Source organism: Chloroflexota bacterium (assembly GCA_016219275.1).
Taxonomy (GTDB): Bacteria; Chloroflexota; Anaerolineae; order UBA4142; family UBA4142; genus JACRBM01.
This window is the reverse complement of sequence record JACRBM010000088.1, coordinates 148,384-166,430: the sequence shown is the minus strand read 5'-3', so window position 1 is coordinate 166,430 and position 18,047 is coordinate 148,384. Positions and strand designations below refer to the sequence as shown.

16 protein-coding genes are annotated in these 18,047 nt (G+C 58.8%); 3 read left to right on the top strand and 13 right to left on the bottom strand.

Annotated elements, in window-relative coordinates:
• Nucleotides 1–319 precede the first annotated feature (319 nt).
• From pyrF to HY868_24140, 3 genes are all read left to right on the top strand, one after another.
• Nucleotides 320–1,708 (top strand): orotidine-5'-phosphate decarboxylase, encoded by a 1,389-nt coding sequence (pyrF, locus tag HY868_24150; GenBank protein MBI5305245.1) that lies wholly within the window; start codon nucleotides 320–322, stop codon nucleotides 1,706–1,708.
• 97 nt (nucleotides 1,709–1,805) lie between these two features.
• A complete protein-coding gene (locus tag HY868_24145) occupies nucleotides 1,806–2,810 on the top strand; it encodes a quinone-dependent dihydroorotate dehydrogenase (protein MBI5305244.1) in 1,005 nt (334 codons plus the stop codon).
• Nucleotides 2,811–2,888: 78 nt separating this feature from the next.
• Nucleotides 2,889–3,443: a hypothetical protein gene (locus HY868_24140; GenBank protein MBI5305243.1), complete on the top strand. Its 555-nt coding sequence runs from the start codon at nucleotides 2,889–2,891 to the stop codon at nucleotides 3,441–3,443.
• A gap of 43 nt (nucleotides 3,444–3,486) precedes the next feature.
• Here HY868_24140 and HY868_24135 read toward each other — a convergent pair whose 3' ends face one another.
• The 13 genes from HY868_24135 to HY868_24075 form a co-directional block, all read right to left on the bottom strand.
• Entirely contained in the window at nucleotides 3,487–5,151 is a 1,665-nt protein-coding gene (locus HY868_24135; GenBank protein ID MBI5305242.1) for a hypothetical protein, read from the bottom strand.
• Nucleotides 5,152–5,160: 9 nt separating this feature from the next.
• Complete coding sequence (locus HY868_24130) at nucleotides 5,161–6,156, bottom strand: metallophosphoesterase (protein MBI5305241.1); 996 nt, start codon at nucleotides 6,154–6,156, stop codon at nucleotides 5,161–5,163.
• A 162-nt stretch (nucleotides 6,157–6,318) separates the two neighbouring features.
• Nucleotides 6,319–7,617 carry a 2-oxo acid dehydrogenase subunit E2 gene (locus HY868_24125; protein MBI5305240.1) on the bottom strand — a complete coding sequence of 433 codons (1,299 nt, stop codon included), beginning with the start codon at nucleotides 7,615–7,617 and terminating at the stop codon, nucleotides 6,319–6,321.
• Nucleotides 7,618–7,702: 85 nt separating this feature from the next.
• Nucleotides 7,703–8,686, bottom strand: coding sequence for an alpha-ketoacid dehydrogenase subunit beta (locus tag HY868_24120; protein ID MBI5305239.1), 984 nt, complete (start codon nucleotides 8,684–8,686; stop codon nucleotides 7,703–7,705).
• Between the two features lie 48 nt (nucleotides 8,687–8,734).
• Nucleotides 8,735–9,769, bottom strand: a complete 1,035-nt coding sequence (locus HY868_24115; protein MBI5305238.1) for a thiamine pyrophosphate-dependent dehydrogenase E1 component subunit alpha — start codon at nucleotides 9,767–9,769, stop codon at nucleotides 8,735–8,737.
• A 110-nt stretch (nucleotides 9,770–9,879) separates the two neighbouring features.
• Entirely contained in the window at nucleotides 9,880–10,485 is a 606-nt protein-coding gene (locus tag HY868_24110; GenBank protein MBI5305237.1) for a superoxide dismutase, read from the bottom strand.
• Nucleotides 10,486–10,701: 216 nt separating this feature from the next.
• Nucleotides 10,702–11,742 (bottom strand): SIS domain-containing protein, encoded by a 1,041-nt coding sequence (locus tag HY868_24105; protein MBI5305236.1) that lies wholly within the window; start codon nucleotides 11,740–11,742, stop codon nucleotides 10,702–10,704.
• A gap of 72 nt (nucleotides 11,743–11,814) precedes the next feature.
• Nucleotides 11,815–12,783 (bottom strand): hypothetical protein, encoded by a 969-nt coding sequence (locus HY868_24100; GenBank protein MBI5305235.1) that lies wholly within the window; start codon nucleotides 12,781–12,783, stop codon nucleotides 11,815–11,817.
• Complete coding sequence (locus tag HY868_24095) at nucleotides 12,783–13,613, bottom strand: class I SAM-dependent methyltransferase (protein ID MBI5305234.1); 831 nt, start codon at nucleotides 13,611–13,613, stop codon at nucleotides 12,783–12,785. The genes HY868_24100 and HY868_24095 overlap by 1 nt, the downstream gene beginning before the upstream one ends.
• Before the next feature lie 92 nt (nucleotides 13,614–13,705).
• Nucleotides 13,706–14,110, bottom strand: coding sequence for an NUDIX domain-containing protein (locus tag HY868_24090; protein ID MBI5305233.1), 405 nt, complete (start codon nucleotides 14,108–14,110; stop codon nucleotides 13,706–13,708).
• A gap of 81 nt (nucleotides 14,111–14,191) precedes the next feature.
• Nucleotides 14,192–16,273, bottom strand: coding sequence for an alpha-L-arabinofuranosidase (locus tag HY868_24085; GenBank protein ID MBI5305232.1), 2,082 nt, complete (start codon nucleotides 16,271–16,273; stop codon nucleotides 14,192–14,194).
• Between the two features lie 218 nt (nucleotides 16,274–16,491).
• The gene (locus tag HY868_24080) at nucleotides 16,492–17,604 is read right to left on the bottom strand and encodes a serine hydrolase (protein MBI5305231.1); all 1,113 of its coding nucleotides are present in this window, start codon (nucleotides 17,602–17,604) and stop codon (nucleotides 16,492–16,494) included.
• Nucleotides 17,605–17,682: 78 nt separating this feature from the next.
• Complete coding sequence (locus HY868_24075) at nucleotides 17,683–18,042, bottom strand: hypothetical protein (protein MBI5305230.1); 360 nt, start codon at nucleotides 18,040–18,042, stop codon at nucleotides 17,683–17,685.
• Nucleotides 18,043–18,047 lie beyond the last annotated feature (5 nt).

The following is an 18,047-nucleotide window of genomic DNA, read 5'->3' as shown; positions in this document are numbered from 1 at the left end:
CGTATCACGGCGCGGATGGCTTTGAGCGCTGGGTCGGCTGGGGCATCTTGGTCGCTAACTTGGTCGTCATTGCCCGAACACTGCACAAGCGGCGGCACCGCAAACGTCATGCTCAAAACTGAATTTTCCAACAAGAACTAACTCGGACAAGCCGAAATCAATCAAGGAATATGGATGGGACGCGGACGAGCGCAGACAAGCGCAGAAAAAATTTATCTGCGTTCATCTGCGTCCATCTGCGTCCAATAATCTTTGCTTTTTGTGCAAACATTTCACTCGTAAAGTACTATTGCGTATTGCGTAATTGAGTAGGTGGCGCATGAACTTTATCGATTTTCTCACCGCGCGCGTTGTCGCCGCGAACTCGCTCCTCTGCGTCGGTCTCGATCCGCGCGCGCGCGATGTCACGGCATTGCGCGATGAATGTTTTCGCTTGATTGACGCGACGGCGGAATTTACCGCGGCGTTCAAGCCGAACAGCGCGTTCTTTGAAGTATGGGGCGCGGAGGGCATCGCCGCGTTGCGCGACGTGATCGCGCGCGTGCCAGCCGGCATCCCGGTGATTCTCGACGCGAAACGCGGCGACATTGCGGACACGGCGGACGCGTACGCGCGCGCGACGTTCGACACGCTCGGCGCGCACGCGCTCACGGTTAGTCCGTACCTCGGCGGCGATGCGCTCGCGCCATTCCTCGCGCGACCGGAACGCGGCGCATTCGTGCTGTGCAAAACGTCGAACCCCGGCGCGGACGAGTTTCAATCGCTCGACGTAGATGGGCGCGCGCTCTACGAAATCGTCGCCGAACGCGCGCAAACGTGGAACGCGCCGGGCAACATGGGCTTGGTCGTCGGCGCAACCGACCCGGCGAGTCTCGCGCGTGTGCGCGCCATCGCGCCCGACCTGTGGTTTCTCGTCCCAGGCATCGGCGCGCAGGGCGGCGATTTGCAACGCACGCTCCAAGCCGGTCTGCGCGCGGATGGACTGGGGTTGCTCATCAACGTCTCGCGCGCCATCGCGAACGCGCCCGACCCGCGCGCCGCCGCGCAAAAACTCCGCGATGAAATCAATGCTCAACGTTCTCCCTCCCCTGCGGAGCGGCGCGCAAGCGGGGTAGGGGTGGGAGTGCTTGCGCGCGATCTCATCACATCCGAGTGTGTGCGGTTCGGCGCATTCACACTCAAGTCTGGGATGGTCTCGCCGATCTATCTCGATTTGCGACGACTCATCACCCATCCGGAAATTTTGCAACGCGTCGCGCGCGCGTACGCGGAAAAATTACGCGCGTTGCAATTTGATCGCCTTGCCGGCATTCCGTACGCCGGCTTGCCGATTGCAACGGCGGTCTCGCTCGCGATGAAGCGTCCGCTCATCTACGCGCGGCGCGAAGCGAAAGAGTACGGCACGCGCGCGACCATCGAGGGCGAATATCGCGCAGGCGAAACCATCGCGGTGATTGACGATCTCGCGACGACCGGCGACACGAAAATCGAGGCGATTGAAAAACTGACGAGCGCAGGTTTGCGCGTGCGCGACATTATCGTGTTGATTGATCGCGAGCAAGGCGCGCGCGAAATGCTCGGCGCGCGCGGTTATCAACTCCACGCCGTCACGACGATTTCCGAATTGCTCGAAGAATGGCGCAACACGAACGCGATTACCGCCGAACAGTACGAGCAAGTGAAAGCATTTGTTGCAAAAAGGAAATGAAGGAGATGAGGGAAATAAGGGAACAGAGGGAACTCAAGGAATCGGTGTTTCCCTTATTTCCCTCGTTTCCATCTTCAAACGGAACTCGAGCTCTACGATGAACTACTCACTCTTCCGTTCGCTCCTTTTTCGACTTGACCCCGAACAAGCGCATCACCTCACGCTGGGATTGTTGCGCTGTGGTGGCGATTTTGCGCCGACGCGCGCGTTGCTCCGCGCGATGTTCGAGGTCAACGATCCGCGTCTGCTTGTCGAAGCGTTCGGCGTCCAGTTCAAAAATCCGGTCGGACTCGCGGCGGGGTACGACAAGAACGGCATCGCGGTGCGGGGATTGAACGCGCTCGGCTTTGGTCACATCGAAGTCGGCACCGTGACCCTGCGACCACAACCTGGGAATCCGCGCCCGCGCATTTTTCGCATTCCTGAATCGAACGCGTTGATCAATCGCATGGGTTTTCCGAGCGACGGGGTGGACGCGCTGAAACTCGCGCGCACGGATGCGCGAATCGGCGTGAACATCGGCAAGAACAAGGAAACGCCGCTCGAACGCGCGGCGGACGAATACTGTGAATTGTTGCGCCACATGCATTCGCAAGCCGATTACGTCGCGATCAACGTGAGCAGTCCGAACACGCCGGGTTTGCGCCAGTTGCAATCACGCGAGGCGATTCGCGATTTGCTTCGCGCGGTCGTCGCGACGCGCAATCAATTGTCGCCGCGCGTGCCACTCCTCGTCAAGATCGCGCCGGACTTGAACGATGCCGAGATTGACGATGTGCTGTCCGCGATTCGCGATGCCGGCGTGGACGGCGTCATCGCGACGAACACGACCTTGAGCCGCGACGGTGTTTCGAATCGCGTGAATGAAACCGGCGGACTGAGCGGCGCGCCGTTACGCGTGCGCGCAACGCAAGTGATTCGGTACATCGCGGAACGCACTGACGGCAAGTTGCCGATCATCGGCGTGGGCGGCATCGCGCGCGCGCGCGATGCGATTGAGAAATTAAACGCCGGCGCACACTTGATTCAAGTGTACACCGGCTTGGTCTATCGCGGTCCTGGCTTGGCGCGCGAAATCAACCGCGCCCTGTTGTCACGTTGATTTCGTTTGACGCGCCGATGATTTTCCTTATAATGTGCGCCATCGTACGCTCAACATCATTCTAACTACTGGAGCACTATGCCTATCTTGATCGGTCCTCATCGTCTTTCTCCCGAATTCATCGAGAAACGCAAATTGCGGAGACACTGCACAGACAACACCTGCAGCGCCGACTGTTGCGCGGAAGGTGTCTTTCTGACGCTCTACGACGCGCAACGCATCGTCCAGCTCGGCGACGCACTTCAACCGTACTTGGTCGAGCCGTTCGATTTTGCCAAGTGGGATTTGTCGCGTCCGTCCTATCTCTCGACTCCCGTGTATCAGCCCGATACGCCGCATGAACATTGTTGGTTTCGGATGCGGAACAAATTGTGCGCGATCCACTCGTACGCGCTGGAACACGGCATCAAGATCGAAGAACTCAAGCCGTACTTTTGCCGGATGTTCCCGTTGACCTTGATTGACATTGCCATCAATGTCACCGAGATCGGAGTTGACATCAAGGCATACGACACATGCCTCGTCGAGTCCGATCAAGAACACTGGCTGTTCGAGCAATTCGAAACCGAGTTGCGCCGCGTGATCGGCGATGACGGGTACGTGCAGTTGCGCGCGTTGGCGCAACAAGCATAATCGCGCATATTGATGTAGAGAACGCTCGCCGGCGCGTTCCCCATCAATGCGGTATCTCGTTCTTGAGAATCGGAATCAAATAGTAGATGTGTGGACAACCGGGCAACATGAATGAGCCGATGCGCGTTTGCCAAAGATTGCTCGTCGTTTCATAGTATTGATTCGTGTACCAGAACGTGCAATCGTCTACCGGGTCAACGGTCATCGCCGAGTAATCGCCCCAGCGATTGAAACCGTTGATCTGCGCGCCCGTTCCATCGATCAGCGAAATCTCACCCTGGGTCAACGTGTTGAGCGGATCGCTCGCGAGTCGCCCCGTGTAACGAATCGCCGGATACATGCTCGCGGACGAAACACTGTAACCCAGCGCCATGTTGCCGAATTGATCCACCGCCAGCCCCCCCATCCAACGATAATTGGAATCGGGTTGAAACGTGCTTTGCTGATACACACTCGCCGCGCCGTTGGGATCGCGAATCTCGTACCAGCGAATGCCGGTCGGTGTGCCGACGTTCGCGTCGGCGGCAACGGTGTGATTCGCCCACAATGATTCTGTGCCCGCGATGTTGCGGTACTGCAACTGCATCATCAAGCGATCCCCCAGTCCGTCCAACCCCTCGCCGTTGAGTTGCGGCACACACGCATAGATCGTCGCCGCACCGCACGGCATCACAAAATCCGCGACCGTCCGCGTGATGGGACCGGTGAATGTCGAATTGAGCGGCGTATTCCAGTCGGCGGCAAATTTCCAAAACACGAACGCGTTGGATTCGCGGATCGTCGCGAAAAATTCCGGCGTACCGCCGGGCGGCATCGCGCCGCGCACATTTGCCGGCAAAAGCGTGTTGTACCCGGGCGCAAGATCGAAATAAACCGCGTTGAGGGTTGACCCGTTGATCAACTCGTTGCGATTGAGCGCCCACACGCGAATCCCTTCGTCAATGCCAAATGCGCCGCCGCCGAAAATATCGAACAGATTCGCCGACATGTAGATGCCATCGCGCCACACACCCAGTTTGGGATAATCGTTCAAGAAACTGGAATGCGCGAGCAAGGCGTACTGCCACCATCCACCCGACACGGGATCGCCGGTCTTGGAGACCGCGATGCACTCATAGTACGGTCCATTGTCAATGTTGGTCCACGCGAAATCGCTGACGATCCACCGATCCACCGATGCGTCGTACAGCACGATCACGTCGCCGCGATTACTCGTGTTGCACGGCGCAGGCGCGTTGCTGAAAAATGTGTTGAGTCGAAACGCCGCGAGTTGCGTTCCATCTTTCGCGTAAATGCCGACCGACGTGTTGACCATTTGGATGTAATGATTCGGTCCGACATCGCCGTTCGGATCGGAGGGCCAACCGGCACCCCAGTTCACGCGGTCGAGTCCCTTGAAACTGCGGAGCGGCGACGTTGCCGCGCGCGGAGCGTTCGATGTACGTTGGCGTACAGGATCGGTCAGCGCGCGCAGAGTTGGCAGCGTCGTCGTCGCGCGACGCGGGCGCGGCATTTCGATCGCGGCTTCCGGCGCGCGCGGACGCGGCAACGCGCGCACATCGCCGTCGAACGAGACCGGCTTGACCGGCGCGGCGAGTTGCGCGCCGCGCGGTCGTTGCGCCGCGACCTGGGTTATGTTCGGCAAACCGAACAAGATCAATCCAAGTACAAGTAAAACAATCGTCGCGCTCAACCCAGTTTTCTTCATCGTGATGTCCTATCGTGCAATGAGTGGAAAATAGTACACCTTGTTCAACGAGTACGTATCAATGACCGCGCCAGCGCGATTGATGAATTCAAACGTGATGTTCGCATCGCTGGCGGACACGCGCAGCGCGCCAAAATCCGCGTTGTACCGAACCGCGCTCCCCGTTTCGGGCGTCGCCTTGAAACCATAGATACCTGGGTATCCACCCAAACCATTCACAAAGTACGGCAATCCATTTTTCAAGATGCGTTCGTACGTGTGATCGTGTCCGGCAATCACCGCGCTTGCGCCCCAGCCGGCATAGTTCCACTGCAGCGTTGGATTCGAGCCATGCGCGCTGGACGATGAATACGGCGCGTGATGCAACAGCACTAACTTCCAGCGCGCGGTCGAAGCGCCAAGCCGGGATTGCAACCAGGTTGCCTGTGTTGAAACGCTCGTGATACCGTCCGGTTCGTTCGCGTCGCTGTCGAGCATGAACAAGTGAACGTTGCCCCAGACGAAATCGTAATAGCGTTCATTGCCGGGAAGCGTGAAATAATCGAGGTACGGTTGCGCGTTCGCGGTGTACCAATCGTGATTGCCCGGTGTGGGATAGAAACGATTCGTCGCCGCGCCCGCACCATAACTGCCGGTGTACGGCGCGATGAAATCGTGATAGTACTGTCCGATGTTCGCGTCAATCGTCGCCGCCGCGCCGAGCGGATAATTGTTGTCGCCCACTGTCGCGATGAATTCCGGATTCCAACTCGTGACGAGATTCGCGACGTCGTTCTCCGCCGCGCCCGCCAAGCCGAAATCGCCGATGATCGCAAACCGCGTGGAGACGATGGGCGATGCGCCGTACGTTGCGCGCGGCGCGAACATCACGAGCGCGAGCAGGCACGTGAGGATTCCAATCGCGCAACGCGCTTTCATACCCAGCAACACGATTCCTTGTAGCCGCACACGCGACAGCGATAAAAACCATTGACGAGCGCCATCGCGTTGCCACACATTGGGCAAACGTCTTCGCGGGCGCGCCAGATTAATTCCTCTTGCGTCGGAGGATCGCGCGGTGACTCGCTGGATTCATCTTGTTTTACGTTGTCCACACCGCAAGTATAAACGCAAAATAATCCGCGCGCAACAAGAAACCCGTCTGACGAATCAGGCGGGTTTCGATATTCACACTTCAGGATGTTCTTCCAAAAATTTTTTCACTCGGTTCATAAACTGGTCGCCAACCGCGCCGTCGAGCAAACGATGATCGAACGTGAGCGCGAGATAGATCATCGAGCGAATCGCAATCGCGTCGTTGACCACGATGGCGCGTTTCTGAATCGCGCCGACGCCCATGATCGCGGATTGCGGCTGGTTGATGACCGGCGTGCCGAACAGCGAACCGAACACACCATAGTTCGTGAGCGTGAACGTGCCACCCTGCACCTCGTCCGGTTGCAGGCGTTTTTCACGCGCGCGCGTCGCGAGGTCGTTCACCGCGCGCGCGATGCCGAGCAAACTTTTTTCGTCCGCGCGTTTGACGACCGGCACGATCAAGCCCTCGTCCAGCGCGACCGCGATGCCGATGTTCACATCGCGTTTCAGTACGATGCCCTGCGCGGTGTACGACGCGTTGACAATCGGAAATGCTTTGAGCGCGGCGATGGCGGCTTGGACAAAGAACGCGGTGTACGTCAGTTTCACACCTTGCTTGGCGAACTCGGCTTCGTGCGCTTTGTGGTACGCCATGACGCGCGACATGTCCGCTTCGTGTACCGTCGTCACGTGCGGCGCGATTTGTTTCGAGCGCACCATGTGTTCCGCAATCGCGCGGCGAATCGGCGAGAGGGGGACAACCTCGCTTTCCTCCCCTGTCCTTGATGGGGGTGGGGCAGGGGGTGGAGGTTTGCCAAACACCTCTTCAGTCGGTCGAAACAACTCACCCGTCCCAGGTTGTTCCCAGGGTGGCAGTTCATTTCCATTCCCAGGTTTTGACGGAGGAAGCATTGGCGATGCAGAAGATCGGCGCGCCACAAATGCCTCGACATCTTTTTTCGAAATGCGCCCGCCTTCGCCCGTGCCGGGGATCGTCGCGAGTTCCACATCGGTGATTTTGTTTTCCGCGATCATGCGCGCAACAACAGGAGTGAGGCGCGAGGTGGTGGCGCGCGTTGCCGCAGGCATCGTGGCAAGCGCAGAGGTCGCAGGTACGGAGAGAACTGAGGGTACTGAGGGAACTCGTTCGTCTGCCGCGCCAATCACGGCGAGAATCGTCCCCGCGTTGACTGTCGCACCTTCGGGCACGCGAATTTCCAACAGCGTGCCGGACGCAGGCGAGGGAATTTCCGTCGTCACTTTATCGGTGATGACTTCCATGATGGATTCGTACTGTTCGATCGAATCGCCGACTTGTTTGTACCATTTGCCAATCGTGCCTTCGATGACGCTTTCGCCGAGTTGGGGCATTACGACGTTGGTTGCCATTGTCTCTCCAGTAGACAGTCAACAGTCGCCAGGCAACAGTCAACAGTAAAATCAGACTGTCTACTGTTGACTGGCGACTGACGACTCAATACGCCGCTAACTTGCGGATCGCCGCTTCGATCTTGTCCGCGTTCGGCATGAAGAAATCTTGCATCGGTTGGCTGAACGGCACTGCCGGAATATCCGGCGCGGCGACGCGCATCACCGGCGCGTCGAGCCACTCGAACGCGTCGCTCGCGATGATCGCCGCGATTTCCGCGCCGACGCCGAGTGTGAGATTGTCTTCGTACACGATCAACGCCTTGCTCGTTTTCTTCACCGACGCGAGAATCGTTTCTTTATCGAGCGGATTGAGCGTGCGCGGATCAATCACTTCGACGCTGATGCCATCGCGCGCAACGCGCTCCGCCGCGTCGAGCGCATAGTGCATCATCAAGCCGTATGCGATCACGGTCAAGTCCGTGCCCGCGCGTTTCACGTCGGCTTTGCCAAACGGAATCGTGTAGTACTCGTCGGGCACGTCGCCCTTGATGAGACGGTACGCTTTTTTGTGTTCGAGAAACAAAACTGGGTCGTCCACGCGCAACGCGTAACGAAGCATACCCACCGTATCGCGCGGCGTGCTCGGCGCGACGACATAGAGACCTGGGATGTGCGCGTAGGTCGCCTCGATGGATTGCGAATGATATAACCCGCCGCTGACGCCGCCGCCGTACGGCGTCCGCATCACGAGCGGACACGTCCACGCGCCGTTCGAGCGATAACGAATGCGCGCGGCTTCGTTGACGATCTGGTTGAACGCCGGCGCGATAAAATCGGCAAATTGAATTTCGGACACGGGACGCAAACCGTACAACGCCGCGCCGATGCCGACCGCGACAATCGAAAGTTCCGCGAGCGGCGAGTCCACGACGCGCGCGTCGCCAAATTCTTCGATCAATCCTTTCGTCGCGCGAAACACGCCGCCGCGCACGCCGACATCTTCGCCGGTGATGAAAATATTTGGATCGCGCCGCATCTCTTCTTGCAACGTGCGCGTCACGGCTTCGATGTTAGTCAAGACTGGCATACGTTTACTCGCAGGAGTAAATGGTAATTGGTAATTACCATTTACCAATTACGCCTTTGACAACTCACCCCAGACGTTTTCCAGCGCAAATTCCGGTCGCGGCAGCGGCGCATTGCGCGCGAATTGTTCCGCGTCGTCCACCACCTGCTTGGCGCGTGCGTCGTACTCTTGCGCCTTCGCTTCGTTCAACAATTTGACGCTTTCAAGGTACTGCCGCATTCGCAAGATTGGGTCTTTGCGTTTCCACTCTTCCACTTCTTCACGCGAACGGTACGTGCGATCATCGTCGTCGGACGAGTGCGGCACCGGGCGGTACGTTTTCGCTTCGACGAGCGTCGCGCCTTCACCACGCCGCGCGCGTTCGACCGCGTCGCGCACCACGCGATACGTGTCAAGCACATCGTTGCCATCCGCGATGATGCCGGGAATACCATACGCCAACGCTCGATCCGCGACGTTCGGCACTGCCATCTGTTTCGTCGTCGGCACCGAAATCGCGTACTGATTGTTCTCGCAGAGAAAAACGACCGGCAATTTATGAATGCTCGCCCAGTTCAGCCCTTCGTGAAAATCGCCTTCGGCGGTCGAACCTTCGCCAAAGCACGTGAGCACGACTTGGTCGGTGCGTTTGTATTTGATCGCGAACGCAATGCCGGCGGCTTGCGGAATCTGGGTCGCGACCGGACTCGATCCGGTCACGATGTTGAGCGCACGATGACTGAAATGCGCCGGCATCTGGCGCGCGCCGGAAGAAATTTCGCCTTGCTTGCCAAACAACGCGAGCATCAACTCGCGCGGCGTCACGCCGAGCGTGAGGACGAGCGCCATATCGCGATAGTACGGATGCGCCCAGTCGTGTCCTTTTTTCAGTGCGAACGCCGCACCCACCTGCGCGGCTTCGTGCCCAATTCCGGAAATATGAAACGCGACCTGGTGCTGGCGATGCAAAATCCACATCCGCTCGTCGAGCCGACGCGCGAGCAGCATGTTCCAGTACATCTCCAACGCGTGCTCGTCGCTCAGACCGAGCGCGCGGTGTTGCATTTGCGTTTGGGTCGCGCTATCGGCAAAGGTGGTCGTCATCGTCCCTCCCAACTCGAAAAAAGGTAATGAGGAATTAGACCTGCCCAATTCCTCATTCCTGGTCGTGCCTTTTCTATTTCATTTCCTCGCCCATGCGAACCTGGGTCAGCTTACTTTGCCGCGAAACGTCGCGCGACCTCGTTCCAGTTCACCACGTTCCACCACGCCGCGATGTAATCGGCGCGGCGATTCTGATATTTGAGATAGTACGCGTGTTCCCACACGTCCACACCCAGGATCGCAATCTTGCCGTCCATAATCGGCTGGTCTTGATTGGCAGTGCTTTCAATCGAGAGCGCGCCGCCCTTGTTGATGAGCCACGCCCAACCACTGCCGAAACGTCCCATCCCTGCTTTCGCCAGTTGTTCTTTGAACGCGGCGAAACTGCCGAACGATTTATTGATCGCGTCCGCGAGCGCGCCCGTCGGTTCGCCGCCGGCTTTCGGTCCCATGATTTCCCAGAACATGGTGTGATTCATGTGACCGCCGCCATTGTTGCGGACTGCCGTGCGAATGTCTTCGGGCACGCTGTTGATTTCTTTCAACAACGCTTCAATACTTTTGCCTTGGAGGTTGGGATATTTTTCGAGCGCCGCGTTGAGGTTGGTCACGTACGCGGCGTGATGCTTGCCGTGATGAATTTCCATCGTGCGCGCATCAATGTGCGGTTCCAGTGCGTCAAACGAATACGGTAGCGCGGGTAATTGGTGTGCCATTTCAAAGTCTCCCTTTCATGAGAAGTTACGTTTCGCGATCGTCACGAAACATGTGCGCGATGATATTAGCACCGCGCTAGGCGACTGTCAAGGGACTCTGGGTCAAACACGCTCAAGGTCTAACAAAACCTTAACGCCGGCGTTTTCGCCACGGCGAACACCGAGTTCACCAAGAAAGAAAATTTGAAACACAGCGCTTTCTGTGATGAAAATTTCTCACATCGTGCGCGTCACTTTTTTCAAACCGCGCGGATGATCGGGGTCAATCCCTTTCGCCACTGTGAGATGCAACGCGAGCAACTGACCTGGGATGACCGCGTACAACGGCGAGAGCCATTCGGGAAGCGCACCGGGCAACGCGAGCGACGCATCGCCGAGCGCGCGCGCTTCGGGCGCATCCGAAATCATCACGACATCCGCGCCCTTGGCTTGCAATTGGCGCGCGGTCGCGATCAAATCGTCGCACACCTTGCCGCGCGGCGCGATCACGACGACTGGGAATTGGTCTTGCACGACCGCGATCGGTCCGTGCATGAAATCGGCGGACGAGAATGGCTCGGCGAGCACGTACGCAAGTTCTTTCATCTTGAGCGCGATCTCGAACGCGGTCGCATAATTGTAACCGCGTCCAATCACGAGCGCGGCGTTCGCCTCGCGCCACCGCGCGGCAATCGGTTCGGCAAGCGCATCCACCGACAACGCGTGTCTCACAGCATCGGGTACCTTGTCCAACTCGCGGCGACGCGTCGCATCGTTCGCGAGCGACACGGAGAGCAACGCGAGCGCGCACAACTGGGTCGTGTACGTTTTGGTCGCGCCGACCGTTTTCTCGACGCCGGCGTGTTGCAAAATCACATCGTCGGCGGTACGCGCGAACGGCGAATCCACCGAGTTCGTGATCGCGAGCGTCGGCGCACCTTGGCGTTTCGCTTCTTCGAGCACCGCGAGAATGTCCGGCGATTCGCCCGATTGCGAAATGCCGATGACGAGCGTGTGGGCGAGGCGCGGCGGCGTACGATACACTGTGTAGAGCGACGGTGTCGCGAGCGCGACCGGCAAACGATTGAACGACGCGAACACGTACTTGCCGTACGTCGCCGCGTTGTCCGAGGTGCCGCGCGCGGCAATCGTGATGGACTCGATGTTGCTCTGCCGAATTTTTTCCGCGATGCGCGCGACGTTCGCCGATTCCGCGTCGAGGAATCGCGCGAGCGCATCGCCCTGTTCGTAAATTTCCGCCCTTAAAATACTGGTCATGGTTTCTCCCAGGATTCGACGCGGACGAGCGCGGATGAACGCAGATAAAATAAAATCCGCGTCCATCCGCGTTTATCCGCGTCCCAATAATTCCAGCGCGAGGCGAACCGCGCCGAGAACTGGGTCGTGAACGAGTGTGACCGGCGCAAAGTTGAATCCACGTTCGCGCGCGGAGGCGAACAAGCGTTCGCGTACGCCGGGCGCATCGAGCAACAAGCCGCCGGTGAGCGCGAGCGGAATCGCGACGCGTTCGATTTGCAAAGAACGCGCGACCGCGCCAATCGCGATGGCGAGCGATGCGCCCGCGTCGTCAATCAACTTGTGCGCGACCGCATCGCCTTCGTCTGCGACGCGCACGACGACGCTCGCAAGCGCGGCAATGTCCGCGTTCTTCAAACCCGACCGATACACGCGCGCGATGAGGTCTTGCGGCTCGCGCAAATTCCAAAACGCGAGAATCGCATCGCCCAAGCGCGTCGGCTCGCCACGTCCGTCCGCGGCTTGGGATGCCGCGCGCAAGGCGTGCCGCGCCATTTCGAATCCGCTGCCTTCGTCGCCGATAAGCCAGCCCCAGCCACCCGCGCGCGCGCGTCGTCCGTCACGCGCTTTGCCCCACGCGGACGAGCCGGTGCCGGCAATCAGCGCAACACCCCAATTTTCCGGCGTGCCCGCCGCGATGACGATTTCGCCGTCGTTGCACATCGCGATGCGCGGCGCGATAAATTCGCGCGCCCAGGTTGTCCAATCCGCGCGTTCGTCCGGGCGCGCAACCCCGGCGATGCCGAGACACGCGGCGGCAATTGTTTGCTTTTCGATACGCGCGTCATCGCACGCGCGTTGAATCGCGGTTAGGATTTCGCGGCGCGCCGCATCCGTGCCGCCGACGTGCGGATTACCCGGTCCCGCTTCGCCCTTGCCAAGAATGTCGCCGCGTTCGTTCGCCAGCCATGCGCGCGAGTGCGTGCCGCCGGCGTCAATGCCGACAACCGCTACGCGCGACTGCTGACCGCCGACCGCTGATGATTGCAAATTTTCGTCCATCAATTTCCCTCGGCAGTCTGCGGTCTGTCCTCAGCCGTCGCCCGCAACGCGAACATCAACGGCAACGCCGGAAATCGCGCGGGCAAGCGCCACCAACCTTCCGCGTCCTGTTCCATGAACGGATACATTTGCCACGTGTTGTATGGAAACTCGTCGAGCGATTCGATACGCAAGCCCGCGCGCGTCAATGCGTTGATCACATCGCCGATACTGAACGCCCACCAGTACTCGACGCAATGTACATCCGCGTCGCGGTCGGCGTACGAGCCGTGAACCTGGGACGTGCCTGGCGCATCGGTGTGAAAGTACGGATAACGCACGCGCAAATCATTCGGGTTATCGTCGTCGAAGATGTACGCGGCCGGATGTCCTTCAGCGATGAAGAACGTGCCGCCCGGTTTCAAGAAATGCGCGATGACGCGCCCCCACGCGTTCAAATCGGGCAACCACGAAAGCACGCCATGCGAGGTGAACACGATGTCAAACTTGTCGTCGAGCGCGTTCGGCAAATCGTAAATGTTCGCACACACAAAATTCGCGTCGAGTCCAACCTCACGCGCCAATGCGCGCGCGGTCGTGATCGCTTCTTCCGAAAAATCCGCGCCGGTCACGCGCGCGCCGAGCCGCGCCCAGTTCAATGTGTCGAGTCCAAAATGGCATTGCAAATGCAACAACGATTTGCCGCGCACGTCGCCGAGTCCGGCGCGCACAACCGCGTCGAGCCGATTGTCGCCGCGCTTGAATCCCTCGACATCGTACATTTTTGATTTGACGTGGACGCGCGTCCAGGTGTTCCACAATTCGCGATTCGATTTCAGATACTCATTCATGATAAAACCCCAATACAAATTTTCCCCACAAAGGACACAAGTCCACGAAGGAAAATTATTCGTGTCCTTCGTGCTCTTCGTGGGTAATGCAGTTATTTCGGATAGCATTTGCCAGCAAGCAGATTTTGCAATGGCAGGAAAAGCGGTTGCGGCAGAGCGTCCCACGCGAACCAACCCAGGTCGGCGATTTCCGCCGGCGCGTTGATTCTTGGTTCGTCGGAGAACTGGCGGCACTCCATCCAAAGTGTGATGTAATGCTTGCCGGTCGTTTCAAAAACATCGTTCGTCATCGCGCGAAATTTCACGTCGCGCGCGGTAACGCCGACTTCTTCAAACGCTTCGCGCGCGGCGCATTCCTCCGGCGATTCGCCGAATTCTAAATGTCCGCCCGGCGTTGACCACGTGCCTTCGCCGTGCACGCCCTTGCGCTGAACGAGCAGCACCCGCTTGTCTTGTACGAGGATGAGCGCGACGCCGACGCGCGGTTCGTTGGACATATTACGCCTCAAAATGTAGGGCAAGATTCTATCTTGCCTCGCCAGACAGATGCGGCAAGTTGGAAACTTGCCCTACGGATTTCACCGCATCACGAACGGCAGAAACAATCGCGACCAGGTTGGCGCGAGTTGCATTCGCAACAACGTGATCGAGTACGGCGCGAACGTGTACGTCAACGGATTGCCCAGACTGGTCAACGATGCCGGCGGCGCGGACGACAAATCGTTCGAAGGATTGCTCACGCCGTTGAATGTCACAGCTTGATCGCTCAACGCGTTCGCGCGTACGACATCGGCGGTGCCGCTGATAACCGAGGGCGCGCCGGCAAGTTGAATCGTCGCAGTGATCGGCGATCCGGTTTTGTTGATCGCGATGAGCGACAGGGTTTGCGCGTTGATGCGCCCGGCGTACACGCTGAGCGTCGTCGTCGCCGGCAAGGTCGTCGTGACCGGCAACATCTGCGCGCCGAAACGCGACCAGAGTGGAAACACATAATACTGCGGCGTACGCGCGTACGTATCCGCGTTCATCAAACCGAAATCGGTCCCGTTCGCCGCCGCGCCGTTCATCAAGTCCCACTGATTCGCCGTCGCGAAATTATTTTGCGCGATTTGTCCAAGCGTGTCCGCGATGAACAACGCGTTGACCGCGCGCGTCATCAGTTGCGAATTGTCCACGTCTTGCACCGCGAACAAATTGTATTCGTCCACAAAGATCGGCGCTTGACGACCGCCGGCGTTCGCGTTGAACGCGTTTTGCAAATTCGTTTTGATCGCGTTCCATCTGCCGTGCGGCTCGGTGAGCACCACGTTGTAATCCGTCACCGTGTTCGAGAACGCGTACTCGTGGACGATGTAGAAATCGAGCGCGTTGCCCGCCGCCGCGATGACCTTGTTGCCCCAGTCCGACCAACTGCTCGCGTCCGGCACGCCGACCGCGCCGACGAGAATCGTCGCGTCTACCGCGCGCATCGCGTTGCGAAATTCGAGATAGCCCTCGTGCCGCGTCGCGCCCGTGCCTACGCCATTGACGTACTCGGTACCATCGCACGTCCAACCATTTTCCCAGCCGTACGACGCGCACAGCGCGCCGCCGGTCGTCGGCGTGCTCCCGTAAATCTCGTTGCCGAAATCCCAGTATCGAATTTTGAACGGCGCGACATTGCCGTGACTCGCGCGCAATTGCGCCCAATGCCCGGCGGTGTACCAATCGGTGCCGCGAATGTCCACGCCGATGGGCGTCGTGTCGGTGATGTACGAATTGAAGAACGCGACTGCCGCCGCGGCTTTTTTCGACGTGTCGTTCACATTGACGATGAACAACGCGTCGTTGCCGGTCGCGCGCAAGCTGTTGATAAAATCGGTTGGGCGCGACGCCCACGAACAATTGCCGCCGCCATTCTCGCAATCGAGCCAGTCGTACGAATCGCTCCAACTGCCGCCAGGAATCCGCATCAACGTAACACCCGATGCCATCGTGCGCGCGCGAACGGTCGCGTCGTTAAAGCGCGTGGGACCGAGCCACGCGGGCAAGTTCGAACCCAGGACGCGCGAATCGAAATTTTGCGGCGACGCGTTCGCGTCCACGCGAATCGTCGCAGTGAATCCTGGCGGCGTCAGCGCGGCGACGAGGCGAATATCGTCGAGATAAAAAGTTGGTTGCGCGGCATTGACCTTGCTTTGAAACGCGATATTCGCGAACAACGCGTTTTGCAAGCCGAGCGCCGAAAGTGGAATCGTGACGACGCGCCATTGATTCGCGACCGCGCCGCCGGGCAAGTACGCGTTCAAGTCCACTGCATTAGTTGGGTACGCTGTGCCCGCGCCGGCTTTGATCTCCATCGTTTGTCCGCCGGCGCTCCCGCCGTGAATCGCAAATTGAATCGCGGTGTACGCCGACGTGTCCACGTTCGCGCCTGGGTTGACGAACCACACGCCATCCCAGTTTCCCGCGAACGACACGCTGATCGAACGCACGCCGATCGAAATCGGCGATGTGTTGGTGAGCGAGTGCGGCGCCCAACTCCAATCCTGAAATCCGTTTTGCAGCGCATCGTCGTACACGATCAAGTCGCTCGCCGCGCGCGTGGGTACAAGGGCGAAATTCATCGCCACAAAATCGGCGACAACCGCAAGAGTGAAAATAAAGAGCAGACGTTTCATTCGATCTTGGAAGGATGTACACATCAAGAAAAAACGACACTGTAGCATTGCAACCGTAAATCGGATTTACCGCAGAGACGCGGAGAGCGCTGAGGGCGCAGAGAGAAATTTTTTCTAAAGACTCGGCGTTCTCCGCGTTCTCTGCGCCTCTGCGGTAAAAAATTCTGTCTGTAATCGGTCACGCTGCTACACTGTCGAAAAATCCGCGCTTGTCCGCGTTAATCCGCGTCCAATTCCTTTATCACTGCTCGATGCAACGCGACCCGAAACGCGCCAATCGCATCCGCGTTCGCGCGTCCATAGTACACGCGATTTGTGAGACACGTAATCACGAGATCGCGCGTCGGATCCATCCAGAGCGACGTGCCGGTGAAACCGAGATGCCCGAACGCGCGCTCGCTCAACGGATTGCTCGCCGCGCCGGGATCGGGCGACCAGAGCGCAAAGCCGATGCCGCGTCGCACCGCGCCATCCTGGGATTGCAAACGCGTCATCTCGTCGAGCGTTTCGCGTTTGAGCAAGCGATGCGTCCGCAATGCCTCGCCGAACGCGGCAAGGTCGCGCGCGTTGCCGAATACACCGGCGTGCCCCGCCACGCCGCCGAGCGACCACGCGTTTTCGTCGTGCACCTCGCCGCGCAGCCGGCGATTTTGATGCGCGTAAAATTCGGTCGGCGCAACGTTCTCCGGCGGAAGCGGTCCGTACCCAATCGAGTCGAGACCGAGCGGCGCGGTCACGCGTTCGCGCACGATTGCGTCGAGCGATTTGCCCGCGAGCGCTTCGAGTGCGAATCCAATCAGAATCAAGCCGATGTCGCTGTAGACGACGCGCGCGCCGGTCGGGTACGCGAAATCGCACGTCAGCGCGATGATGCGCCGCTCCTCGCGCTTGGATGATTTCCACAACGGCAACCACGCGGGCAGACCCGAATTGTGCGCGAGCAAATTGCGAAAGGTAATCGTACCCGCGTCTGCGCGCGCATCGCTCGCTGGGACAATCTCAACGAACGCACCGGGTTTGAGGGGATCGGGGTACGGCGCAATCGCGCGCGCGCCCGAAAATTCCGGCAACACATCGCACACGCGTTGATCGAGCGCGATACGACCTTGCTCGACGAACGTCATGAACGCGGCGACGGTAAATAATTTTGAAACTGAGGCGAAATCGAATTTAGTTTGTTCGTTCGTTGGTTCGTTGGTTCGTTCGGGATCGAGAACGCCGAACGCATTTTCGTAGATAACGATACCGCGCTGGCGAATGACGAGTTGCGCGGCGGGAAAGGTTCGGTTGAGATGGTCGTGGATCAGATTTTCGATGGGGGTGAAATTCATCCGGTCTCCATAACACGTAGGGGCGACCCTTGTGGTCGCCCAAATGGGCACGCACCAGGCGTGCCCCTACGCGCGCGTTTACATCGCGCGAATGACGTTAAGATAGTGGTCAATCACTTCGTTGAGCAGCTTGTTGTGTGTTTCGCCGTACGTTTGTTTTTCTTTTTTCGTCAGGCGGGGCCACACCCAGTCCTCGACATAGCGATCGAACTTGGCGAGAATCAAATGACTCAACTCGTGTGCGATGTCTTTTTCGAGCCGCGCGCGGTCGGTGTGATTGGCGAACTGAATGTGCGCGGTGCGTTCGGTGAAACGCCACGTGATGCCTTGCTCCATTTCGGGCAGGTCGCGCAGTTCAAATGTGATCGTCCAGTCGGTCAATTGCAACGTCTTTTGCCACGCTTTGATTTTGCGTTTGATAAATTGCTCGCGCGTCATGCGTC